At 45.5% G+C, this 22,937-nt stretch carries 18 protein-coding genes and 1 pseudogene; 12 read left to right on the top strand and 7 right to left on the bottom strand.

Annotated features, from left to right (window positions below; genetic code table 11):
• The 4 genes and pseudogenes from R8N49_RS23350 to R8N49_RS23335 form a co-directional block, all read left to right on the top strand.
• Window positions 1-71, top strand: a pseudogene (locus tag R8N49_RS23350) (elongation factor Tu); the annotation flags it as partial.
• 331 nt (window positions 72-402) lie between these two features.
• A complete protein-coding gene (locus tag R8N49_RS23345; protein ID WP_005381360.1) occupies window positions 403-591 on the top strand; it encodes a (2Fe-2S)-binding protein in 189 nt (62 codons plus the stop codon).
• Between the two features lie 93 nt (window positions 592-684).
• Entirely contained in the window at window positions 685-1,161 is a 477-nt protein-coding gene (bfr, locus tag R8N49_RS23340) for a bacterioferritin (RefSeq protein WP_005381359.1), read from the top strand.
• A gap of 206 nt (window positions 1,162-1,367) precedes the next feature.
• Window positions 1,368-2,645, top strand: coding sequence for a malic enzyme-like NAD(P)-binding protein (locus R8N49_RS23335; protein ID WP_005381358.1), 1,278 nt, complete (start codon window positions 1,368-1,370; stop codon window positions 2,643-2,645).
• Between the two features lie 112 nt (window positions 2,646-2,757).
• On the opposite strand, the gene metJ is transcribed toward R8N49_RS23335, so the two are convergent.
• Window positions 2,758-3,078, bottom strand: coding sequence for a met regulon transcriptional regulator MetJ (gene metJ / locus R8N49_RS23330; RefSeq protein ID WP_005381353.1), 321 nt, complete (start codon window positions 3,076-3,078; stop codon window positions 2,758-2,760).
• Between the two features lie 225 nt (window positions 3,079-3,303).
• On the opposite strand from metJ, the gene R8N49_RS23325 reads away from it, so the two are divergent.
• The 3 genes from R8N49_RS23325 (at window position 3,304) to metF (ending at window position 8,053) form a co-directional block, all read left to right on the top strand.
• Window positions 3,304-4,464, top strand: coding sequence for an O-succinylhomoserine (thiol)-lyase (locus tag R8N49_RS23325; protein WP_005381350.1), 1,161 nt, complete (start codon window positions 3,304-3,306; stop codon window positions 4,462-4,464).
• Between the two features lie 15 nt (window positions 4,465-4,479).
• The gene (locus R8N49_RS23320; RefSeq protein WP_186584614.1) at window positions 4,480-6,888 is read left to right on the top strand and encodes a bifunctional aspartate kinase/homoserine dehydrogenase II; all 2,409 of its coding nucleotides are present in this window, start codon (window positions 4,480-4,482) and stop codon (window positions 6,886-6,888) included.
• A gap of 262 nt (window positions 6,889-7,150) precedes the next feature.
• Complete coding sequence (gene metF, locus R8N49_RS23315) at window positions 7,151-8,053, top strand: methylenetetrahydrofolate reductase (RefSeq protein WP_005381345.1); 903 nt, start codon at window positions 7,151-7,153, stop codon at window positions 8,051-8,053.
• 70 nt (window positions 8,054-8,123) lie between these two features.
• On the opposite strand, the gene R8N49_RS23310 is transcribed toward metF, so the two are convergent.
• The 3 genes from R8N49_RS23310 to argE form a co-directional block, all read right to left on the bottom strand.
• Entirely contained in the window at window positions 8,124-8,663 is a 540-nt protein-coding gene (locus tag R8N49_RS23310) for a PadR family transcriptional regulator (protein WP_005382791.1), read from the bottom strand.
• A 425-nt stretch (window positions 8,664-9,088) separates the two neighbouring features.
• Complete coding sequence (ppc, locus tag R8N49_RS23305) at window positions 9,089-11,722, bottom strand: phosphoenolpyruvate carboxylase (protein WP_005381336.1); 2,634 nt, start codon at window positions 11,720-11,722, stop codon at window positions 9,089-9,091.
• 272 nt (window positions 11,723-11,994) lie between these two features.
• Complete coding sequence (argE, locus tag R8N49_RS23300; protein ID WP_318190096.1) at window positions 11,995-13,131, bottom strand: acetylornithine deacetylase; 1,137 nt, start codon at window positions 13,129-13,131, stop codon at window positions 11,995-11,997.
• 144 nt (window positions 13,132-13,275) lie between these two features.
• Between argE and argC the strand changes: the two genes are divergently transcribed.
• The 4 genes from argC to argH all read left to right on the top strand — a co-directional run bounded on the left by argC (window position 13,276) and on the right by argH (window position 18,509).
• Window positions 13,276-14,280: an N-acetyl-gamma-glutamyl-phosphate reductase gene (gene argC, locus R8N49_RS23295; protein ID WP_258489834.1), complete on the top strand. Its 1,005-nt coding sequence runs from the start codon at window positions 13,276-13,278 to the stop codon at window positions 14,278-14,280.
• A 21-nt stretch (window positions 14,281-14,301) separates the two neighbouring features.
• Complete coding sequence (gene argB / locus R8N49_RS23290) at window positions 14,302-15,093, top strand: acetylglutamate kinase (RefSeq protein WP_149191987.1); 792 nt, start codon at window positions 14,302-14,304, stop codon at window positions 15,091-15,093.
• 84 nt (window positions 15,094-15,177) lie between these two features.
• Window positions 15,178-16,392: an argininosuccinate synthase gene (locus R8N49_RS23285; protein ID WP_017821738.1), complete on the top strand. Its 1,215-nt coding sequence runs from the start codon at window positions 15,178-15,180 to the stop codon at window positions 16,390-16,392.
• Between the two features lie 242 nt (window positions 16,393-16,634).
• Window positions 16,635-18,509 (top strand): argininosuccinate lyase, encoded by a 1,875-nt coding sequence (gene argH, locus R8N49_RS23280; protein ID WP_186584616.1) that lies wholly within the window; start codon window positions 16,635-16,637, stop codon window positions 18,507-18,509.
• A gap of 194 nt (window positions 18,510-18,703) precedes the next feature.
• Here argH and R8N49_RS23275 read toward each other — a convergent pair whose 3' ends face one another.
• The 3 genes from R8N49_RS23275 to R8N49_RS23265 all read right to left on the bottom strand — a co-directional run bounded on the left by R8N49_RS23275 (window position 18,704) and on the right by R8N49_RS23265 (window position 21,750).
• Window positions 18,704-18,985, bottom strand: coding sequence for a DUF3624 domain-containing protein (locus R8N49_RS23275; RefSeq protein ID WP_025768083.1), 282 nt, complete (start codon window positions 18,983-18,985; stop codon window positions 18,704-18,706).
• 372 nt (window positions 18,986-19,357) lie between these two features.
• A complete protein-coding gene (locus R8N49_RS23270) occupies window positions 19,358-20,830 on the bottom strand; it encodes a dihydrolipoyl dehydrogenase (protein ID WP_086047069.1) in 1,473 nt (490 codons plus the stop codon).
• Window positions 20,831-21,021: 191 nt separating this feature from the next.
• On the bottom strand, window positions 21,022-21,750 hold the full coding sequence (locus R8N49_RS23265; protein WP_005382781.1) for a redoxin family protein: 729 nt from the start codon (window positions 21,748-21,750) through the stop codon (window positions 21,022-21,024).
• A 169-nt stretch (window positions 21,751-21,919) separates the two neighbouring features.
• Here R8N49_RS23265 and oxyR point away from each other — a divergent pair, with 169 nt between their 5' ends.
• The gene (gene oxyR / locus R8N49_RS23260; RefSeq protein WP_005381326.1) at window positions 21,920-22,831 is read left to right on the top strand and encodes a DNA-binding transcriptional regulator OxyR; all 912 of its coding nucleotides are present in this window, start codon (window positions 21,920-21,922) and stop codon (window positions 22,829-22,831) included.
• Window positions 22,832-22,937: the final 106 nt, after the last annotated feature.

The following is a 22,937-nucleotide window of genomic DNA, read 5'->3' as shown; positions in this document are numbered from 1 at the left end:
GTCTACGTTTCGCGATCCGTGAAGGTGGCCGTACAGTAGGTGCTGGTGTTGTTGCTAAGATCTTCGACTAATTCATAACGAATTAAACGAAATCTTGCACTGTTCTTCTTTTTGAAGAAAGCGCATCGAAAAGGGAAGCTTAGGCTTCCCTTTTTCATTTCTAGATTACATTTAGTTATAAGTGTTGAAATAAAAGACGTCACTTTTTCGATTTAAAAACAGAGTTTTACCGGCTTTGTTTCTTAACGCTTTTACTCACCCCTCTTAACCCTTTGATCTTTTCCTGCAGCGGTAAAATCTTTATAACCAAATATTCTGAGCGGACACCATAATGCGACTGGTAACAAGAACTATTCTTGTTTATATTGTTTGTCACAGATTAGTTTTATAGGTTTTTTGAGTATGTACGTTTGTCTTTGCCATGGTGTCTCCGACAAAAAAATTAGGAAGTTGGCGATAGATGAAGGCGTAACAGATATTAAAGGAATCAAAAAGTGCACGGCATTGGGCAGCCAATGTGGTAAGTGCATCAGACAGGCCAAGGAAATTTTAGCGGAAACTAGTTACACGGAATTTAAACAAGCCAGCTAATTGCTGTAAGTATGCAGTAATTATTTGCCTTACATTTTGACACCTTCTCATTTGCTTCTACATTTAAATGAAGCCAAAGAGGAGGGTTTTGTCATGAAAGGCGATCCAATCATCATTCAACATCTCAATAAAGTGCTCGGTAACGAGCTCGTCGCTATTAATCAGTATTTTCTTCACGCCCGAATGTATAAAGACTGGGGCTTAAAGCACCTAGCAGACAAGGAATATCACGAATCTATCGATGAGATGAAGCATGCCGATCATCTAATTGAGCGTATTTTGTTCCTTGAAGGCCTACCGAACCTACAAGATTTAGGTAAGTTGATGATTGGTGAAGATACCAAGGAAATGCTCGAGTGTGACTTAAAGCTTGAAATGGCGGCTATTCCAGATTTAAAAGATGCGATTGCCTACGCTGAAGACATTCGAGATTATGTGTCTCGAGATCTCTTCCAAGATATTCTTGAAGATGAAGAAGAACATGTTGATTGGCTAGAGACGCAACTTGGCTTGATTGAAATGTCTGGTATTGAGAATTATCTCCAAGCGCAATACGTGGACGAAGAGTAACGATACTTTCTGAGTTTGCATACTCCAATAATAGTAAGAAGAAAGAGCACCTGACTCGAAAATCAGGTGCTTAACCCCGTTATCTGGTCTAATCTCTTTTATTATCGGCTTTTTAAGGATATTGCTCGCAATCTTGCCTATGAAGTTTGATTTCTATCCGATAGAATTTATGCCCCCTTACCTAAAAATAAAAAAGAGAAACGTCCATGTCTGAAGACAACCACCAAGCAGCCACTCCAGAAGAAGAACATCGCCAAAAAGCATTGGATTACCATGCTTATCCAACTCCAGGAAAGATTGCTGTCGAACTTACAAAGCCTGCGGAAACGGCGGGTGATCTTGCCCTTGCTTACAGCCCTGGTGTTGCAGAGCCAGTGCGTGAAATCGCACAAAACCCGGATAACGTGTACAAGTACACTGCAAAAGGGAACATGGTTGCTGTTATTTCTAACGGTACCGCTATTCTAGGTCTAGGTAACCTAGGTCCACTTGCATCTAAGCCAGTGATGGAAGGTAAAGCGTTACTGTTTAAGCGTTTCGCAGGTCTTGACTCTATTGATATTGAAGTTAAGCACCGCACGATCGATGAATTTGTTGATACTGTTGCGAGCATTGCAGACACTTTTGGCGGTATCAACCTTGAAGATATTAAAGCACCAGACTGTTTTGAGATTGAAAAGCGTCTGATTGAGCGTTGTGATGTACCAGTATTCCACGATGATCAACATGGTACTGCTATTGTAACGGCAGCGGGTATGCTGAATGCAATCGAACTTCAAGGTAAGAAACTTGAAGATTCAACAATTGTTTGTCTTGGCGCTGGCGCTGCCGCTGTAGCGTGTATGGAGCTTCTGATCAAATGCGGTGCAATGCGCGAAAAAATCTACATGCTAGATCGCAAAGGTGTGATTCACACTCGTCGTGATGACCTTAATGAATATAAGCAGTTATTTGCGAACAATACAGATAAGCGCACACTAGAAGACGTAATTGAAGGTGCAGATCTGTTCCTAGGTGTATCTGGTCCAAACCTGTTGCCAGCGGAAGCGTTGAAGTTGATGGCTGATAAGCCAATCGTATTCGCATGTTCTAACCCGGATCCTGAAATCAAGCCGGAACTTGCTCACGCAGTTCGTGATGACTTGATCATGGGTACTGGCCGTAGTGATTATCCTAACCAAGTTAACAACGTATTGTGTTTCCCATTCATTTTCCGTGGTGCTCTTGATGTGCGTGCAAGTGAAATCAATGATGAAATGAAACTTGCAGCCGTTGAGGCGATTCGCGAGCTAGCAAAAGAGCCTGTACCTGAAGCCGTATTGAAGGCTGCCGGTGTTGATAAGCTAGAGTTTGGTGCGGACTATATTATTCCAAAACCAATGGATTCACGTTTGCTACCACGTGTTGCAAAAGCGGTTGCTCAGGCGGCGGTTAATTCAGGTGTAGCTCGTATCGAGATGCCTGAAAACTACATGGCAGAGTAATATATCTTTCAGATGTGATACACAAAAATGGGACGCTATTGCGTCCCATTTTTTATGTCATTCATTTGGCTCGAGGCAAGAGTTATTACCTGAAACCTCTTATCAGGCTTTTTTATTCTTCGTCGAATGACTCAAATTCGATGCCCATTTCCGTCATCAGCGCTTTTACTTCTGTTGGAATATCATCAGGACGGTCTTTACGAAGGTCTTCATCTGTCGGAAGTGGCTGACCTGTGTACGCGTGCAAAAATGCCTCGCATAGCAATTCACTATTGGTTGCATGGCGTAAGTTATTGATCTGACGGCGAGTACGCTCATCAGTTAGCACCTTTAAAACTTTTAGCGGGATAGAGACGGTAATTTTTTTTACTTGTTCGCTTTTTTTGCCGTGCTCTGCATATGGGCTAATGTATTCGCCATTCCAGTCAGCCATTGCACACCTTCATTTATGTAATCGGTTAAAAATAATTTAGGTGCTGATTTTAGCTGCATTTACCGCCATAAGCAAAGACATATAGACGTCTAGAAGTGTTGACGTCTCATTTTTTGACGAGTAAAGTGAACATAACAGCAAAGGAAGCGTGTTGATCACTTTATGTTACTCATTAGATATAGCGCATTCCTATTTAGAAGTCATTACCCGTGAAAGGATACACCCATGAGCACTCGCAAACCTGCGACCATTGCAGTACGCACTGGTATTGAATCAGACAGCCAATATCATGCTGTCGTTCCACCTATTTATCTTTCCACTAACTATGGTTTTCCTGCTTTTGGTGAAGTGCCCAAGTATGATTACACACGATCTGGTAATCCAAACCGCGGACTGTTGGAAAGTGCGCTATCTGAACTTGAGTCTGGAAAAGGAGCGGTTGTTACTAACTGCGGTACGTCGGCATTAAATTTATGGGTTTCCGCTTTTCTCGGCCCAGATGATCTCATTATTGCTCCTCACGATTGTTATGGTGGTACCTATCGTCTTTTTAATACCCGAGCTAACAAAGGCGATTTTAAGGTTCAGTTTGTCGATCAATCAGACGAACAGGCTTTAGATGCTGCATTGGCACAAAAACCAAAACTCATTTTGCTAGAAACTCCGTCAAACCCTCTGGTTCGCGTAGTGGATATTGCAGCTACTTGTGAAAAAGCGAAACAAGTCGGCGCGTTAGTTGCGGTGGACAATACCTTTTTGACACCCGTGTACCAAAAACCTTTAGAGCTAGGTGCGGATTTTGTTATCCACTCCACAACAAAGTACATCAACGGTCATTCGGACGTAATTGGTGGGGTAATCATCACCAACACAGAAGCGCATGCAGAAGAGCTTGCATGGTGGGGCAATTGTATTGGTGCAACGGGCACACCTTTCGATAGTTACATGACACTGCGAGGTATTCGTACGCTTGGTGCTCGTATGAAAGTACATGAAGAGAGCTCACAGCAGGTACTGGCTTACCTACAGAAACAAGCGTTAGTTAAAACTATCTATCATCCAAGCCTGCCGGAACATCCAGGTCATGACATCGCTAAAAAGCAGCAAACGGGCTTTGGCTCTATGTTGAGTTTTGAGTTTGCTGGTTCGTTTGAGCAGTTAAAGGTGTTTGTGAAAGAGCTCCAACTGTTTTCATTAGCTGAATCATTAGGTGGTGTAGAAAGTTTGATTTGCCACCCAGCATCCATGACGCACCGTGCAATGGGTGAGGAGGCGCTGGCGGAGGCTGGGGTCTCTCATCAACTATTGCGTTTGTCTGTCGGTTTGGAAGATGCACAAGACCTCATCACAGATTTAGAACAAGCGTTCGCTAAAGCTACCCAGTAATAGGAGACGATAACAATGACTGTACAACGTCAGCTGCATAAGTTTGGTGGCAGTAGCTTAGCAAACCCAGAATGCTACTTACGCGTTGTGGGTATTCTCAAGGAGTATTCGACAGAAAATGATCTTGTGGTCGTCTCAGCCGCAGGAAAAACCACTAACCGCTTGATTGAGTTTTTGGAAGGGTTAAATAAAGATGGCCGAATTGCGCATGAAGCGCTTCAAAGCTTAAGACAGTTTCAAACTGAGCTAATAGAAAGCTTGTTGGAGAGTGAAGCAAAAGAAGAGCTGTTAGCTTTATTACATGATGAGTTCAGTACTCTCTCGGAGCTGACTGCACCACTCACTAATGCGCAAAAAGCCGCGGTACTGGGGCACGGAGAAGTATGGTCTGCTCGCCTATTGGCCGCGTTATTATCTCAACGTTCTATCCCTGCGGTTGCACAAGATGCACGAGCGTTTTTACGTGCAGAAGCGGGAACTCAACCAGAGGTTGATCGCGCTCGTTCACACCCTTTAATTAAAGAGATCCTCGCGCAGCATAACCATAAACGTGTGGTAATTACTGGCTTTATGGCTCAGAACGAGGCAGGAGAAACCATCCTACTTGGTCGTAACGGCTCTGACTATTCTGCAACGGTCATAGGCGCGCTTGCTGAAGTCAGTACTGTCACGATTTGGAGTGATGTTGCTGGTGTCTATAGTGCTGATCCACGTTTGGTGTCTGACGCTTGTTTATTACCGTTACTTCGATTGGATGAAGCCAGTGAACTTGCTCGCTTAGCTGCCCCAGTGCTACACAGTCGTACGCTTCAGCCTGTGGCGCAAAGTACCATGGACCTTAATCTCAAGTGTAGCTATCTGCCAGAGTCGGGTTCTACTCGTATTGAGCGTGTATTGGCATCTGGTCGTGGCGCTAAAATTATTACTTCATTGGATGATGTTTTATTGGTGCAGTTGTCTTTCATGCATGGGCACGACTTCGAAAAAACACAGAGTGATGTATTACAAGCGTTGCAGCGCGCGCAATTAGAGCCATTGGCATTTGAAGCTCAATCCGATCAGCATACGCTACGCTTGGCTTACACCGCAGAAATCGCCGGTGGTGCATTGAAACACTTGCAAGAGCTTGCGGTAGAGGCAGAAATTAAGCTAAAAGAAGGTTACTCGCTCTTAGCTGCGGTAGGTGCAGGCGTTACGAAAAACGCCAATCATTGCTTTGGCTTTTATCAGAAGCTAAAGCACTCTCCGGTAGAATTTATCTCTGAAACAGACTCAGGGCTGAGCCTAGTCGCTGTTTTGCGCCGTACTGATACCGAGGCGTTGGTTCAAACGATTCATAGCCAGTTGTTCCAAGCGCAAAAACGCGTGGCAGTGGCTTTATGTGGCAAGGGTAATATTGGTTCTAGTTGGTTAAATTTATTTGCGACGCAAAAAAGTGAGCTCGAAAAACGTCATGGTATGAGCTTTGATCTTGTCGCGGTTGTGGATAGCCAAACCTATTGGTTCGATGAGCAAGGTATTGAGGCGGTGAGTGTTGCTGAACGATTTGATGATGAAAGCATAGCAAACAATGGGGATTGGCTGGCACGTTTGGGAGCGCTTAAAAGCTACGATGAAGCCGTCGTGCTTGATGTTACCGCGAGTAAAGATTTGGCTCAGCGCTACGTAGAAATCGCACAGCAAGGCATTCATTTGATTTCCGCCAACAAAGTGGCCGGTTCCGCAGATAGTCAGTACTACCATCAGGTTCAAGATGCATTCGCTAAAATTGGTCGTCATTGGCTATACAACGCAACGGTTGGTGCTGGGTTACCGATAAACCATACCGTGCGAGATCTTCGTGAAAGTGGGGATGAAATCGTCGCTCTATCGGGTATTTTCTCGGGGACGCTATCATGGCTGTTCCAACAGTTTGATGGTTCTGTGCCATTTAATGATTTAGTCGATCTTGCTTGGCAGCAAGGGTTAACCGAACCTGACCCTCGTTCTGATTTAGATGGCTCCGATGTAATGCGTAAGTTAGTCATCTTGGCTCGAGAATCGGGCCTAGATATAGAACCAGACAGCGTTAAAGTTGAGTCTTTGGTGCCAGAAGAATTAAGAGAACTGAGCTTAGATGATTTCTTCGATAATGGAGCGTTGTTGAGTGAAATACTTCAAGAGCGTCTGACAAAAGCACAGAGAAACGATCAAGTGCTTCGCTATGTGGCGCGTTTAGAAAAAAATGGTAAAGCAACGGTGGGAGTCGAAGCGTTATCTCGTGAGCACGCGCTCGCCAACTTATTGCCATGCGATAACATTTTTGCCATAGAGAGCAAGTGGTACAAAGATAACCCTCTGGTCATTCGAGGACCAGGCGCAGGCAGAGAAGTGACAGCCGGCGCTATTCAATCCGACCTCAACCGATTGGCTGGTTTATTTTAAAGTTGCGATTGACCTAAAAACCCTGGAATTAATCCAGGGTTTTTTATTCCCCTATCAGTGCCATACTGAAGTCATAACCCGTGCAAAATGGCGAGATGATGCTCAAGTAGAAACTTGAACTATCTTCATTATTAACTTGAGAAAAATTCATAATTACAAGGTTGACATTAAATCGTATTCAATACATTCTGTAGACATATAGACGTCTAAACGTCGATTTTAAGGGTTTGTTTTCGTGGCGGAGTGCCGCAGGGAGAGTAAGATGGGATATACGCACGCAGGCCATATCGACGCCTTGAACCAGAATATTGCTGAGTTATCAGATAACATCAATGTATCGTTTGAGTTTTTTCCGCCAAGCAGCGCTAAGATGGAAGAAACACTTTGGAATTCAGTGCACCGTCTTAAAACGCTTCAACCTAAATTTGTTTCTGTGACTTACGGTGCGAACTCCGGCGAGCGTGACAGAACACACTCCATCATTAAAGAAATTAAAGCAACAACCGGATTGGTTGCCGCTCCCCATCTCACTTGTATTGATGCGACTCGTGAAGAGTTGATTAATATTGCCGATGATTATTGGAACAATGGTATTGAAAATATCGTCGCTTTGCGTGGTGATATTCCTCCAGGTGGCGGTGCGCCTGATATGTATGCCTCGGATTTGGTTGAGCTGCTGAAATCACGCCACGATTTCGATATCTCCGTTGCAGCATTCCCTGAGGTTCACCCTGAAGCTAAAAGCGCACAGTCTGACTTATTGAACCTAAAACGTAAGGTAGATGCAGGTGCAAACCGTGCTATTACTCAGTTCTTTTTTGACGTTGAGTCTTACCTGCGATTCCGTGACCGTTGTGTAGCGGCAGGAATTGACGTAGAAATTGTGCCAGGAATTTTGCCTGTATCGAACTTTAAGCAAGCGTCTCGCTTTGCGGCACAGAACAACGTGAAAGTACCAGGATGGATGAGCAAACAATTCGATGGCTTGGATGATGATCCGGTGACTCGCCAGCTTGTAGGAGCTAGCCAAGCTATTGATATGGTGCGTGTACTGAGTCGTGAAGGAGTTAAGGATTTTCACTTCTACACACTAAACCGTGCAGAGATGACTTACGCGTTATGCCATACGTTGGGTGTTCGTCCTCGCGCAGTAGTCGGTGCGTAAATCTGGTTTCAAAAAGATAAAAGGCTTGCCAAGTGGCAAGCCTTTTTCGTTTTATCAAAGCAAAAGGAGTTTAACCAATCACTTCAAGTTCAGTTAGAACTTCTTCTGCCCAAGTGATCCAAGTTTCACGTAACAGAAGGTTACGGCGAAGCGTTAGACGTTCTAGGCGAGCTTGTTTATCTAAAGTTGACGGCGTTGCGTAGTAAGCCGCTTCAATTTCTTTGTAGTGAGAAACCAGTTTGCGAGACTCTTCAACTAGCTCGGCGAGTTGGTCACGGAATGGAGCCGCAGGTTGAACGGCACATGCCATCAATTTCGCTGAAAACTCATCACGAACTGTTGGGTGTGCAGTTGGTTGATCAAACCACTCTCCTAAAGCGCTGCGACCAGCGTCTGTAATGGAGTAAACCTTGCGGTCTGGTTTGCCTTCTTGGGGTTCTAATACGCAAGTAACCAGTTCTTTCTCAGCCATTTTGTTGAGTTCACGGTACACCTGTTGGTGGCTTGCTTTCCAGAAGTAACCGATGCTAGCAGAGAATTCTTTAGTGATATCGTAACCGGTTGCGTCGCGAGTGCTAAGAACAGTTAAGATTACGTGTGGTAATGACATGTCTTCAATCCAAATGGTCAATAAACTTGTAAACAAGCTACTTATACTTTCAGCTGCGCTCTTACTGGCACTTGAGTTTTTTAATGTATAAGTAGCACCAACAATGTTGGTCCTGTCACCTTAAAGCCGTTTATCACCTAGAGAGATGGGGAGTCCCATCAAGGCTGGAGCAGGTATGATTGGATTTATGAGCTCTCAGCAGGCAAGTAGTATATAAATAATAAGCATGAAGTGGAATAGTAGGACAAAATTACCCTAAAAAACTAACATAATAATCAATAGTGTTAACTTGTGGTTTTTTGTTCTTTTATTTTGGTGTTTTTTGGGTCTATTATGGTTTATTTGACTGCTTTTGTTTTGGTGAGATTATCCTGTGATAAAAAAAAGCTGAGCATTTGCCCAGCTTTTTATTAAAAATGAAATGATTAGCCTGTGTTACGCATACCAGCAGCAATACCAGCAATCGTCACCATCAACGCTTCTTCCAAGTTTGCAGAAGCTTCTTCGGTTTGACGCGTGCGGTATAGTAGCTCTGCTTGTAGCATATTCAATGGCTCAACGTAGATATTGCGTAAGCGAATCGACTCGAGTCCCCAAGGGTCATGCTGCATCAAGTTTTCGTTGTTCTCTACATTCAGTACCGCTTTGATGTCTTCTTGAAGCTGAGCACGAAGTTTTTCACCGAGTGGACGGAGCGACTCATCCACCAATCGCTCATCGTAGTAGCGAGAGATATCAATATTACACTTCGAGTACACCATCTCTAGCATGCCGAGACGAGTAGAGAAAAACGGCCATTCGCGGCACATCTCTTCGAGCAATGCTTGGTGGCCTTTATCGATCGAGTATTGAATCGCTTCACCTGCGCCTAGCCATGCAGGAAGTACCAAACGGTTTTGACTCCATGAGAAGATCCACGGGATTGCACGTAAGCTCTCTACTCCGCCCTTAGGGTTTCGTTTTGCAGGACGAGAACCAAGTGGCAACTTGCCGAGTTCGAGTTCTGGTGTTGCTTGGCGGAAGTAAGGCACGAAATCTGGCTCGCCACGAACCACATTTCGGTAAGACTCACAGCTTACTTCTGATAGCACTTCCATCAAGTCGCGCCATTCTTGTTTTGGCTCTGGTGGCGGTAACAAGTTGGCTTCCAGAATCGCACTTGCATATAGGTTAAAGCTGTTTACTGCGACATCTGGGAGTCCCAGTTTAAAGCGGATCATCTCGCCTTGCTCTGTTACACGTAAACCGCCTTTCAAGCTTTTTGGTGGTTGCGACAAAAGCGCAGCATGCGCAGGCGCACCACCGCGACCGACTGTGCCCCCACGACCATGGAATAGAGTTAGCTCAACGCCTTCTTCTTCAGCCACTTTAACTAACGATTCCATCGCATGATACTGAGCCCAACCTGCAGACATAACACCTGCATCTTTCGCTGAGTCAGAGTAACCAATCATGACCATCTGGTGGTTTTGGATAAAACCACGGTAAAGGTCAATCCCCATAAGCTGCTTGATGACCGATTCTGCGTTGTTCAAATCGTCTAGCGTTTCGAACAGAGGACACACATCCATGCGGTAAGGGCAACCAGCTTCTTGTAGCAGTAGATGAACGGCTAGTACGTCAGAGGCGGTACGTGCCATTGAAATAACGTAAGCGCCAAACGCTTCACGCGGTTGTGCTGCAACAATCTTACAGGTATCCAAAACCTCTTTGACGGGTTCAGACGGTTCCCAATCACGAGGGAGAAGCGGACGTTTAGATGCCAGCTCGTTAGTTAGAAAAGCAATCTTATCTTGCTCACTCCATTGTTCGTAATCACCAATACCTAAGTAGCGAGTTAGTTCAGACAAGACGTCTGAGTGACGCGTGCTCTCTTGGCGGATATCAAGACGTACAAGATGGATACCAAATGCTTTTACGCGGCGTAGTGTATCCAGTAGTGAGCCGTTGGCTATTACACCCATGCCACATTCGTTTAGTGACTGGTAGCAGGCATACAGCGGTTCCCAAAGTTGCTCGACTTTTTGCAGTGGTGCTTTAACGGCCAGTTTTTGACCGTGGATCTTAGCATCGAGAATATCTTTGGTTTCATTGAGCAGAGTGCGTAATTGCTTCAGGATCGCACGGTATGGTTCGTGCTGATCTTCGCCAGCAAGTTCACGGACTTGATCGTTTGAAACTGTCATAGACAGCTCGCTGATCAACTCGTTGATGTCATTGAGATAAAGATCGGCGGCTTTCCAACGAGACAATAGTAAGACTTCACGCGTAACGTTGTGAGTAACAAACGGGTTACCGTCACGGTCACCGCCCATCCAAGAGGAGAAGTGCACTGGGCGAGCATCAATGGGTAAACCTTCTCCAAGGTAAGATTTTAGACGGTCATTCATCTCACGTAGGAAGTCCGGTACTGCTTCCCATAGCGAGTTTTCAACGACCGCAAAGCCCCACTTTGCTTCATCCAACGGAGTAGGGCGTTGTTGTCGAATCACGTCTGAATGCCAGCCTTGGGCAATCAGTTGCTCTAGGCGGCGTTCGGTTTTTCTGCGCTCTTTAGAAGAAAGATCGCTTAGCTCCAACTTTGATAAGCACTCGTTTATCTTGACCAGTTTGTTGATCATCGTACGGCGCGTAATTTCTGTTGGGTGAGCCGTCAATACCAATTCAATATTTAGATCACGAACCGCTTGGGCAGTGTCCAGTTTGCTCACATCGTTTTGTACCAGTTTAGAAAACAGCGAGTTAATCGCGTCTGGTTCACAAATGTGCTCTTCACAATGGCGTGAAATCGTGTGGTATTGCTCAGCGATATTGGTGAGGTTTAGAAATTGGTTAAACGCGCGAGTAACGGGCGTTAGCTGCTCATCAGGTAGATGTTTGATTTCTTCGATCAAGCTGTCCCTGTCTGCTTGATTCCCTGCTTGAGCTGATTTGGATAATTTACGAATGGTTTCCACTTTCTCGAAGATTTCTTCGCCATGGGCATCGCGAATGGTGTTACCCAATAAGTGGCCTAACATGCGCACATTACTTTTGAGTGCGGCGTATTTCTCGTTCATTGTCGTCCTGCCTCGTAAAAAAACTACATCCATTGTCCTTGTTAAGACTCCAATCTAGCGAAAAGCACCAGTTATAGTCAAATAAAGCAGACTAAGTTTGCAATTATTCCGCTGTCTCCTGATTTAGAGCAAATTTACGGCAGCCATAGAGTAAGAAGTGAAAATTAATTACAAAATAACAAGTTAAATAAGTGTTAAGACTAGCGCTAAATTGTGAAGATAAAAAGATGCAGCTCAATCGAGCTGCACAGACTTTCGAGCTTAAACGCGTATTAACAGCAGTACTTGACCATCGCCTTTGAAAGCACATCAATTGTGGGGTCGATAAAGTCGAAGGATAGAAACTCATCCGGTTGATGGGCTTGGTCGATTGACCCAGGGCCGAGCACCAAGGTTGGACACAACTGTTGTAGAAATGGTGCTTCAGTACAGTAGTTCACGGTTTCTGAACTGGTTTGGCAGATCTCTTCAACACCACCGATAAATGGGTGGTCATGTTGGCATTCGTAACTCGGAATAGGCTCATGCAATGGAATAATCTCCAGTCTCCCAGGCCATTTCGCTTCGACTTCTTTTAATGCTCCGCGCAACATGTTCTCTAAACCATCAAGGCTAATGCCGGGAAGAGGACGCACGTCGTAATGCAGCTCACAGCAACCACAAATACGGTTAGCGCTGTCACCACCGTGAATGTGTCCAAGATTTAGGGTAGGGCTTGGAATGGCAAAACCCGGATGGTGATATTCTTTAATCAATTTGTCACGCAGTTGCATCATGGCGAACATGACTTCATGCATGATCTCAATAGCGTTAACGCCAAGCGCTGGGTCCGATGAGTGACCGGACTTGCCTGTTACGCGAATGGCATTTGCCACATGCCCTTTATGACCTCGAATTGGTACAAGGCTGGTGGGTTCACCAATGATGCAGTAATCCGGCTTAAATGGGGCGTTTGCTGTGAAATGTCGCGCGCCCAACATGGTGGTCTCTTCGTCACAAGTGGCTAATACGTAAAGTGGTTTGCTCTGCTTGCTCCAATCGACTTTCTTCACTGCTTCATAAATAAAGGCGAAAAAGCCTTTCATGTCTGCTGTGCCTAAACCGTAGAAGCGGTTGTCTTTTTCCGTCAGTTTATGCGGATCAAAATTCCATCGCCCTTGATCGAATGGCACGGTATCACTATGGCCAGCAAGTAAAAGGCCACCTTCTCCCTCTCCCATACGTGCGATCATATTGTGCTTGCCTGGCTCGACTTCGATCACTTCAACGCTAAAACCCAGATCTTTAAACCAAGATGCGAGTTTTTCGATGACTTTTGCATTGCCCTGATCCCAGCTCGGATCCGTGGAGCTGATAGAAGAGGTGCTGATGAGTCCTTCATAGACCTCTAGAAAAGTTGGTAATTGCATGGATTCTTCAAATCTCCTGTTGACAGACAGACCACAAAAATGTAAAACAAATATTAAATCATATTTAATGAATAAAAAATCAAAATAAAGCAAAAATTAAATATGAATAGTCATTTGAGCCTTTAAGTATATGGATGTCACACAATGCTAAAAACCACGATTATTGGAGCCAGCGGTTACACCGGCGCAGAGTTAGCGTTAACGGTTAATAAACACCCACAACTCACGCTATCAGGTTTATACGTTTCCGCCAACAGTGTTGATGCGGGAAAGAGCATCGCGCAGCTACACGGTAAGCTAGCGGGCATCATTGATATGCCAGTTTTACCACTAACGGATCCACTGCAAATCGCTCAAGAATCGGACGTGGTGTTTTTGGCAACGGCTCACGAAGTCAGCCATGATTTAGCCCCAACTTTCTTGGAGGCAGGCTGTGAGGTATTCGATTTATCGGGTGCATTCCGTGTGAAAAGTGAAGGCTTTTACGACACTTTTTATGGCTTCGCACATCAACATAACAACTGGCTAGATAAAGCAGCATACGGCTTAGCAGAGTGGAACCAAGAATCAATAAAAACCACTCCTTTGATTGCAGTAGCAGGTTGCTACCCAACCGCTTCACAGCTTGCAATCAAACCTTTATTAGAACATGCGTTGCTCGATACCAACCAATGGCCAGTGATCAACGCAACCAGTGGTGTATCTGGTGCAGGGCGTAAAGCCTCCATGGTTAACAGCTTCTGTGAAGTGAGCTTGCAACCTTATGGTGTATTTAACCATCGTCACCAGCCAGAGATTGCTCAGCACTTGGGTTGCGATGTGATTTTTACTCCGCACCTCGGCAACTTTAAACGCGGCATTCTTGCCACTATCACCATGAAGCTTGCGCAAGGTGTGACAGAAGCACAAGTGGCACAGGCGTTTGAACAAGCTTATCAAGGCAAGCCTGCGGTGCGTCTTAAAGGCGACGGTATTCCACGTATTCAGGATGTCGAAAATACCCCTTTCTGTGATATCGGCTGGAAGGTACAAGGCGAACACATCATTGTGATTTCAGCTATCGACAACCTACTTAAAGGTGCATCGAGTCAAGCGATGCAATGTCTCAATATTCATTACGGTTACCCAGAACTGACAGCGTTGCTGTAGTCGTTGAAAGAGGGAAATGCGATGACGCAAACCAATCAAGCTCCTTTAGTCATTAAGCTAGGTGGTGCAGCTCTATCATGCACTCAAACCTTAAGCCAACTTTTTGGTGCCATTGCGGCTTACCAAAAATCGGCACAGCGACAAATCGCCATCGTTCATGGCGGTGGCTACCTAGTTGATGAGTTGATGGCAAAGCTTCAGCTTGAAACCGTTAAGAAAAACGGTTTACGCGTAACGCCTTACGATCAAATTCCTGTGATTGCAGGCGCGCTTGCAGGCACTGCGAATAAGTTACTTCAAGGTCAAGCGATTGCGGACGGTCTTAACGCTGTGGGCCTTAGCCTTGCGGATGGTGGTTTGTGTCTTGTTGAAGAACTTGACCCAGAACTCGGCGCGGTAGGCAAAGCATCACCGGGTGACTCAGCACTATTACAAGCGGTGCTAAACACAGGTGCACTGCCGATCATCAGTTCAATTGGTTTAACCAAAGATGGCCAGATGATGAATGTGAATGCTGATCAAGCAGCAGTCGCGGTTGCGGGCGCATTAGATGCGGAGTTAGTCCTGTTATCAGACGTGAGTGGTGTATTAGATGGAAAAGGCCATTTGATCAAAACCCTGTCAGAGCAGCAAGCTAACTCGTTGATCGATGGACATGTGATCACCGATGGCATGATCGTCAAAGTTAAAGCCGCTTTGGACGCCGCCAATGATCTTGGCCGTCCAATTGAAGTCGCGACCTGGCGTTACCCAGAAAAATTAGCACAGTTATTCGCTGGTGAAAGTATTGGTACTCAATTCTTGCCTCAATAAGCATCAGCAAAAGAATTCAATATTAGGAAGTCGTAGTTGGCACTGACCGCCGAGCGCAGCGCCAGTTAAGTTTGGAGAAAAAACATGAGCAAAGTGAACGTAAATAAAGTGGTAGTCGCATACTCAGGCGGTCTAGATACTTCAGTAATTATCCCGTGGCTAAAAGAGAACTACGATTGTGAAGTAGTGGCTTTCGTTGCCGATGTTGGTCAAGGTGCCGAAGAGCTAGAAGGCATTGAAGCGAAAGCAAAAGCCTCCGGTGCTTCTGAATGCTACATCGCTGACCTGAAAGAAGAAATGGTCGCAGACTACATTTACCCAACGCTAAAAACCGGCGCGTACTACGAAGGTAAGTACCTGCTAGGTACATCAATGGCGCGTCCAATCATTGCTAAAGCGCAGGTTGAAGTGGCACGTAAAGTGGGCGCGGATGCACTGTGTCATGGCTGTACAGGTAAAGGTAACGACCAAGTGCGTTTCGAAGGTGCATTCGCAGCACTAGCACCGGACTTACAAGTGATTGCACCTTGGCGTGAGTGGGACCTAGTGAGCCGTGAAGAGTGTTTGGATTACCTCGCCGAGCGTAACATTCCTTGCTCTGCGTCTCTTACTAAGATCTATTCACGTGATGCAAACGCATGGCACATTTCGACGGAAGGCGGCGTTTTAGAAGATACGTGGAACGCACCAAACGAAGACTGCTGGGTGTGGACTGTCGACCCAGAGCAAGCGCCAAATGAAGCGGAATACGTCACGCTGAAAGTAGAAAAAGGTGAAGTGGTCGAAGTTGATGGTGAAGCGATGACACCATACAACGCACTGGTTTACCTAAACGAGAAGGGCGCTAAGCACGGTGTTGGCCGTATCGATATCGTGGAAAACCGTCTTGTTGGAATGAAGTCTCGTGGTTGCTATGAAACACCGGGAGGCACCATCATGATGGAAGCGCTGCGCGCTGTAGAGCAGCTTGTGCTAGACAAATCATCATTCGAGTTCCGTGAGGAGCTAGGTCTAAAAGCGTCTCACCTTGTATACGATGGCCGTTGGTTTACGCCACTATGTAAATCGATCCTTGCTGCTTCAGAAGAGCTAGCGCAAGACGTTAACGGTGAAGTGGTTGTTAAGCTTTACAAAGGTCAAGCGACAGTCACGCAAAAACGTTCTGACAACAGCTTGTATTCAGAAGAGTTCGCGACTTTTGGTGAAGATGAAGTTTACGACCAAAGCCATGCAGGTGGGTTCATCCGTCTTTACTCGCTATCAAGCCGTATTCGTGCATTGAACAGCCAGAAGAAATAATCCCTTAACATCCATCTTGGATTGAATAAAGACCCGCCATTTATAGGCGGGTCTTTTGGTTTCTAAAAGCGGGTACCTAAATTTGTATTGAATATATATGTAAAAATATTGAATTTATACTTTATTTTTTATCGAAATTGCCGTAACGTTGACCCATAAGAAAAAGTGAGCAAATGACCATCAAATTGGTTACTACTCATTCGAGAACGTTAGAGTAAGCAATAGTCATCAGGAGAGACGCAATGGCATTATGGGGCGGAAGATTTACCCAAGCGGCAGACACCAGATTTAAAGAGTTCAATGATTCGTTGCGTTTTGACTACCGATTGGCTGAGCAAGACATCGTAGGTTCAATCGCATGGTCTAAAGCTCTGCTTTCTGTTGATGTGCTATCGGCAGAAGAACAGCAAAAACTGGAACTTGCTTTAAATGAGTTGAAGTTAGAAGTGATGGAAGACCCTCACCAAATTCTTCGCTCTGATGCAGAAGATATCCACTCTTGGGTTGAACAGCAGCTAATCAGTAAAGTGGGAGATTTAGGTAAAAAACTCCACACTGGGCGTTCTCGGAATGACCAAGTCGCCACAGACTTGAAACTTTGGTGTCGTCAGCAAGGTCAGCAATTATTGATTGCTTTAGATCGCCTACAAGCACAAATGGTCCATGTTGCTAAACAGCACCAAGGCACCGTATTGCCAGGCTATACTCATCTTCAGCGTGCTCAACCTGTAACCTTTGCTCACTGGTGCTTGGCTTATGTTGAAATGTTCGAGCGTGACTACTCTCGTCTGAATGATGCCTTACAGCGTCTCGACACTTGTCCACTTGGCTCGGGTGCGTTAGCGGGAACGGCTTATCCGATTGATCGCGAACAATTAGCACATAATCTCGGTTTCTACCGTGCTACGCGTAATTCACTCGATTCGGTTTCAGATCGTGATCATGTGATGGAACTGATGTCGGTGGCGTCGATTTCTATGCTTCACCTTTCTCGTCTTGCAGAAGATATGATCTTCTACAATTCAGGCGAGTCAAACTTCATTGAGTTAGCGGATACGGTGACATCTGGTTCGTCATTAATGCCACAGAAGAAAAACCCAGATGCACTTGAGTTGATCCGTGGTAAGACAGGGCGTGTCTATGGCGCATTATCGAGCATGATGATGACAGTTAAAGCTTTGCCATTGGCGTACAACAAAGACATGCAGGAAGATAAAGAAGGGTTGTTTGACGCTTTAGATACATGGAACGACTGCATGGAAATGGCAGCTCTGTGTTTTGACGGTATTAAAGTGAATGGCGAGCGCACACTAGAAGCGGCGAAACAAGGTTACGCAAACTCGACGGAGTTAGCTGATTACCTAGTGGCGAAAGGCATCCCATTCCGTGAAGCTCACCACATCGTCGGTGTCGCGGTCGTTGGTGCTATTGCTAAAGGTTGTGCGCTAGAAGAGCTGTCTATCGAAGAGTTAAAAGCCTTCTCAGAAGTCATTGAAGCGGATGTGTATGACATTCTGACTATCGATTCGTGTTTGGAAAAGCGTTGTGCTTTGGGGGGTGTTTCGCCTCACCAGGTCGCTTACGCGGTAGAACAAGCGGATAAGCGCCTGAGCCAGCGTGACAGCTCGGCGGTGAAAGTGCGTCCTGCACGTTTGACGGACATTGAAACGTTGGAAGGTATGGTTGCTTACTGGGCGAACCTTGGTGAGAATCTTCCGCGCTCTCGTAATGAGCTCGTGAGAGATATTGGCTCTTTTGCGGTGGCTGAGCATCATGGTGAAGTGACGGGTTGCGCTTCTCTATATGTGTATGACTCAGGGTTGGCTGAAATACGCTCTCTTGGTATCGAAGCGGGCTGGCAAGGCCAAGGGCAGGGCAGTGCGATTGTGAACTATTTGGTTGAGAAAGCGCGCCAGATGGCGATCAAGAAAGTCTTTGTTCTAACGCGAACGCCTGAGTTCTTTATGAAGCAAAGCTTTTTACCGACATCGAAGTCATTACTGCCGGAGAAAGTTCTGAAAGATTGCGATCAGTGCCCACGTCAACATGCATGTGATGAGGTAGCGCTTGAGATCAATTTAATGGAGCAAGTGATCCAAAAAACGCATGTGGCATGAACTGAAGTTGTGGAGTGATTTTATTAGCATTCAATGACATAGTCATTTTCCTGTTTACTTACATCAGTATTCGCTAAAAAAATCGAAAAAATTTGGAACCTTTGAGAGGAAGCCCGGTCTATTAAAGTACCACTGCTTTTTCTTAGAAGAATCTAAGAGAGCCCCAGAACTGACATTGGTTTTGGGGCTTTTTTCTATCTGTCACTTTTCTCTTTTTTATTCGCCTTTTTTTGTCCCTTTCGACGCTGCCAAGGCAAGATGACAAAACGCATCCATAAGTGTAGAAACAACAAAACGTTGAAAGCGAAGCCGGCAAAGATCAAAGCGATCGACTCGATGCTTTGTGGATCATCTTTGAGCGTAAACCACCACACAATCCAACACAGTACAGAAAGCACCGTCAATTGATCCAAGCATCGTTGGCAACGTCCAAGTTTTTTCCAAAACCAATGTTCCTCGCAGCGGCGACAAGTCATAGTGTTTTCCAAACCATTAGTGTTGCTTCAGATTATATATCTAACTAAATGGTGGAAAGCGTTTCTTACACGGGCTTAGATCGCCATGACACAACCAAAAATGGAAAGTTAGCTTTGTAAAAGCTTTGTGGCACGTAATTGATGTATGGTGCGCTGTCAGTCTTTAACAGGAAATATAATGATGTCGACAGAGTTGAAACTTGCGCTGAGTATCGCTGGTGGGTTCTTTATGATCGGTGTTGTCGCGATTTGTATGGTCAGCCGCTATGCAATGATGGCAGCGTAAGAGAGATTTCATTGCGCCGAAGTAGTAAAGCAAAGCCTCGTTGATGACGAGGCTTTGCTTTATATTTAGATAGAAGCCTGAAAGCGTTAGCAGCCAGGGCCGCAGTCAAGACAATGTTTCACCATTTCTGGCCCTAAGTGTAGTTTTGCATTCAAATCACGTAGAGCGGTGCGGACGCCTTCTTCAATCACTGGGTGATAGAAGGGCATATCTAACATCTCAGAAATCGTCATCCTATTTTGGTGCGCCCATGCTAAAAGGTGAGCAAGATGCTCTGCATTCGGGCCCATCATTTCTGCACCTAAAAAACGTCCAGTGCCTTGCTCTCCGTAGACATGCAGAATGCCTTTATTACGAAGCATGACGCGCGAACGTCCTTGATTTTCAAACGAGACTTCACCGGTTGCGAAACATCCACATGTGCCTAGACGTGTTTCTAGTTGTTTATATGTTTCGCCAACCATAGCAATTTGAGGGTCGGAGAACACGGCTGAAATTGGTGAGCGACGCAGACCCGCACGAATATCTGGGAAACGGCCTGCGTTGTCTCCAGCAATACGGCCTTGGTCAGCGGCTTCGTGCAGCAGTGGAATTTGGTTACTTGCATCACCTGCGATGAAGATGCTCTCTACCGAAGTTTGCAATGTATAGTGATCCGCCGTTGGTACGCCACGTTCATCGAGCGCCACATTGGTGTTCTCGATCGTCAGCTTATCTACGTTTGGACGACGACCCGTTGCAGCCAATACGTAATCGACAACGAAAGTTTCTAATTCGCCATCATGGTTGATGAATTGGATTTCGACCTTGTCTTCGCCGTCATTGTCTGACGAAGCAATGCGTTTCATGCTTTCGACTTTTACATCTGCATCAAGGTAGAACTCTTCCTTAAAGGCTTTATCTGCATACGCCATCACCTCTGGGTCTGTCAGTGGGCCCACTTGTCCTCCAATGCCAAAGAGCTTCACGTTTACTCCTAGGCGGTGTAAAGCCTGACCCAATTCAAGGCCGATGACTCCTGGGCCAAATACTGCCACGGACTCTGGTAAGTCATCCCAGTCAAATACATCATCGTTAATCACTAGGCGATCACCCAGTTCATTCCAAGCTGCCGGATATGCTGGACGAGATCCTGTCGCAATAACAATGCGCTGTGCGGTGACCTGAGTATGATCATCTATGATGAGAGTGTGGTCACCGGCAAACTTCGCGTAGCCCGATAGTTTGTCTTCAGCGGGAATATCATCGACACTTTCAAGCACAAAGCCAACAAAACGATCGCGTTCGCGCTTTACACGATCCATAACTTCTCGTCCGTTAATTAGTACTTCACCTTGCGGGTGTATCCCAAATCCAGGTGCTTTTTCGATTTGATGAACACTTTCTGCTGCCGCAATTAACAGCTTAGACGGCATGCATCCGACACGAGCACAGGTTGTTCCGTAGGGACCGCCCTCAATCATTACCACGCTGTTGGTATGAGCTTTTGCTGCTCGATAAGCACCAAGACCAGCCGTCCCGCCACCAATAATCGCTACGTCGACATTAACTTGTTTCATCGTGAACTCTCGCTTTTGTTTTAAGCCAAGCTAGCTACATTGAGCTTGGAGAGTGAATTGGATAGTTGAATCTGGATAAGTAGTCACCTTATTGGCAGATGACTACTTATCTAGACTAGTAGAAGAAGTGGTTTAGGGTTGGCCTCCGAGCCAAAAGGCACCGGAGACCGAGGGTGTAGGCTATGGACAGCTTAGCCTAGATACGCTTCTAGCTCTTCGCTACCGCCGATGTGCTTGCCACCGATAAAGACTTGTGGAACAGTCGTGCGACCAGATATAGCTCGTAGACTAACTGTTGTTGCGTCTTTACCCAGAATTACTTCTTCATATTGAAGACCGTGGTCAATCAGATTTTGTTTCGCTTTCATACAGAAAGGGCAGCCTGGTTTAGTGAACACCGTGATGGATTCTTGCGTTTTGTAGTCAGGCGCTATGTAGTTCAGCATCGTATCTGCGTCTGACACCTTGAATGGGTCGCCTGGTTCGTTTGGCTCAATGAACATTTTTTCCACTACGCCATCTTTTACTAGCATGCTGTAACGCCATGAACGTTTGCCAAAGCCGATGTCGTTTTTATCCACTAACATACCCATGCCATCGGTGAATTCACCATTACCATCCGGGATGAAGGTAATGTTTTCTGCTTCTTGGTCTTGTTTCCATGCATTCATCACGAACGTATCATTGACCGAGACACAAATAATCTCATCCACTCCGTGCTCTTTAAATACAGGGAACAATTCGTTGTAACGAGGTAGATGGCTTGATGAACAGGTTGGAGTAAATGCACCCGGTAAGCTAAATACGATAACGGTCTTACCTTTAAATAGCTCATCGGTCGTTACATTCACCCAAGAGTCACCTTGACGAACTGGAAAAGTAACTTGAGGGACTTGTTGACCTTCTTTAGATACAAACATAATGATTTCCTTTAACTATTTTAAACTATGCGTATAGAGCTTAGCGTTTTTCGTCGCTCTGTTTCGTTTTGTTGAGCCCATTATTGTAAAAATCCTTTGATAGCTCTAATCGTTTGGTGTTATGGTTTTGATAGGTATTAGCTATTGTTAAAGAAGCGAAGCGTGAATTATGAATATTCGAGATTTTGAGTACTTAGTTGCACTTGCGGAACATAAGCACTTTCGTAAAGCGGCAGAGGCATGTTTTGTTAGCCAGCCAACATTGAGTGGGCAAATTCGTAAACTAGAGGATGAACTCGGGACCACGCTTTTAGAGCGAAGCAGCCGACGTGTTTTGTTTACCGATTCAGGGTTACAGCTGGTGGAGCAGGCTAAACGCATCTTAAGTGAAGTGAAAACCTTCAGAGATATGGCAAGCGGTCAAAGCGGAGCTATGACTGGACCGATGCATATTGGTTTCATCCCGACGGTTGGGCCTTATCTACTACCCAAAATTCTGCCGCAGATAAAAGAAGCATTTCCTGAGTTGGAACTATTTCTGCACGAAGCTCAAACACATCAATTAGTGCGTCAATTGGAAGAAGGCAAACTAGATTGCTTAGTTTTAGCTTCGGTTGATGAAACTGCGCCATTTAAAGAGATCGAAGTGTATCAAGAGCCATTAAGTGTCGCAGTGCCATGTGACCACGAGTGGGCCTCTCTCGACCATGTTGATATGTTGGAGCTGAATGGTAAAACCGTTTTAGCGTTGGGAGACGGCCACTGTCTGCGAGATCAAGCGTTAGGTTTTTGTTTTGCCGCTGGTGCAAAAGACGATGAGCGTTTTAAAGCCACCAGCTTGGAGACGTTACGCAACATGGTTGCTGCCGGTGCGGGGATTACGTTATTGCCTCAGCTTTCTATCCCTAATGAGAAGCAAAAAGATGGCGTATGCTACGTACCAGCTGTTAACCCAACCCCCTCGCGTAATATCGTGCTCGTATACCGTCCGGGCTCACCATTACGAGCTAGGTTTGAAGCTTTAGCAGCGAAGATTAAAGAGGTGTTGGCTTCTTATCCATCATTGAATGCTGCAGCATAAAAAGCAGAAATAAAAAGGGAGAGCTTGATGCTCTAATGCCGATCAGTTAAGACTTTAATCGGCAGATCAGTTGAATGATCCTACCAACATGTAACAATCCGATAGA

Source organism: Vibrio sp. 1978, from assembly GCF_033344345.1.
The sequence above is the reverse complement of the archived record's forward strand: the minus strand, read 5'-3'. Positions and strand labels throughout refer to the sequence as shown.

Coding starts and splice junctions, on each gene's coding strand:
- R8N49_RS23345 (WP_005381360.1), top strand. CDS start 403: ATGTACGTTTGTCTTTGCCATGGTGTCTCCGACAAAAAAATTAGGAAG.
- bfr (WP_005381359.1), top strand. CDS start 685: ATGAAAGGCGATCCAATCATCATTCAACATCTCAATAAAGTGCTCGGT.
- R8N49_RS23335 (WP_005381358.1), top strand. CDS start 1,368: ATGTCTGAAGACAACCACCAAGCAGCCACTCCAGAAGAAGAACATCGC.
- metJ (WP_005381353.1), bottom strand. CDS start 3,078: ATGGCTGACTGGAATGGCGAATACATTAGCCCATATGCAGAGCACGGC.
- R8N49_RS23325 (WP_005381350.1), top strand. CDS start 3,304: ATGAGCACTCGCAAACCTGCGACCATTGCAGTACGCACTGGTATTGAA.
- R8N49_RS23320 (WP_186584614.1), top strand. CDS start 4,480: ATGACTGTACAACGTCAGCTGCATAAGTTTGGTGGCAGTAGCTTAGCA.
- metF (WP_005381345.1), top strand. CDS start 7,151: ATGGGATATACGCACGCAGGCCATATCGACGCCTTGAACCAGAATATT.
- R8N49_RS23310 (WP_005382791.1), bottom strand. CDS start 8,663: ATGTCATTACCACACGTAATCTTAACTGTTCTTAGCACTCGCGACGCA.
- ppc (WP_005381336.1), bottom strand. CDS start 11,722: ATGAACGAGAAATACGCCGCACTCAAAAGTAATGTGCGCATGTTAGGC.
- argE (WP_318190096.1), bottom strand. CDS start 13,131: ATGCAATTACCAACTTTTCTAGAGGTCTATGAAGGACTCATCAGCACC.
- argC (WP_258489834.1), top strand. CDS start 13,276: ATGCTAAAAACCACGATTATTGGAGCCAGCGGTTACACCGGCGCAGAG.
- argB (WP_149191987.1), top strand. CDS start 14,302: ATGACGCAAACCAATCAAGCTCCTTTAGTCATTAAGCTAGGTGGTGCA.
- R8N49_RS23285 (WP_017821738.1), top strand. CDS start 15,178: ATGAGCAAAGTGAACGTAAATAAAGTGGTAGTCGCATACTCAGGCGGT.
- argH (WP_186584616.1), top strand. CDS start 16,635: ATGGCATTATGGGGCGGAAGATTTACCCAAGCGGCAGACACCAGATTT.
- R8N49_RS23275 (WP_025768083.1), bottom strand. CDS start 18,985: ATGACTTGTCGCCGCTGCGAGGAACATTGGTTTTGGAAAAAACTTGGA.
- R8N49_RS23270 (WP_086047069.1), bottom strand. CDS start 20,830: ATGAAACAAGTTAATGTCGACGTAGCGATTATTGGTGGCGGGACGGCT.
- R8N49_RS23265 (WP_005382781.1), bottom strand. CDS start 21,750: ATGTTTGTATCTAAAGAAGGTCAACAAGTCCCTCAAGTTACTTTTCCA.
- oxyR (WP_005381326.1), top strand. CDS start 21,920: ATGAATATTCGAGATTTTGAGTACTTAGTTGCACTTGCGGAACATAAG.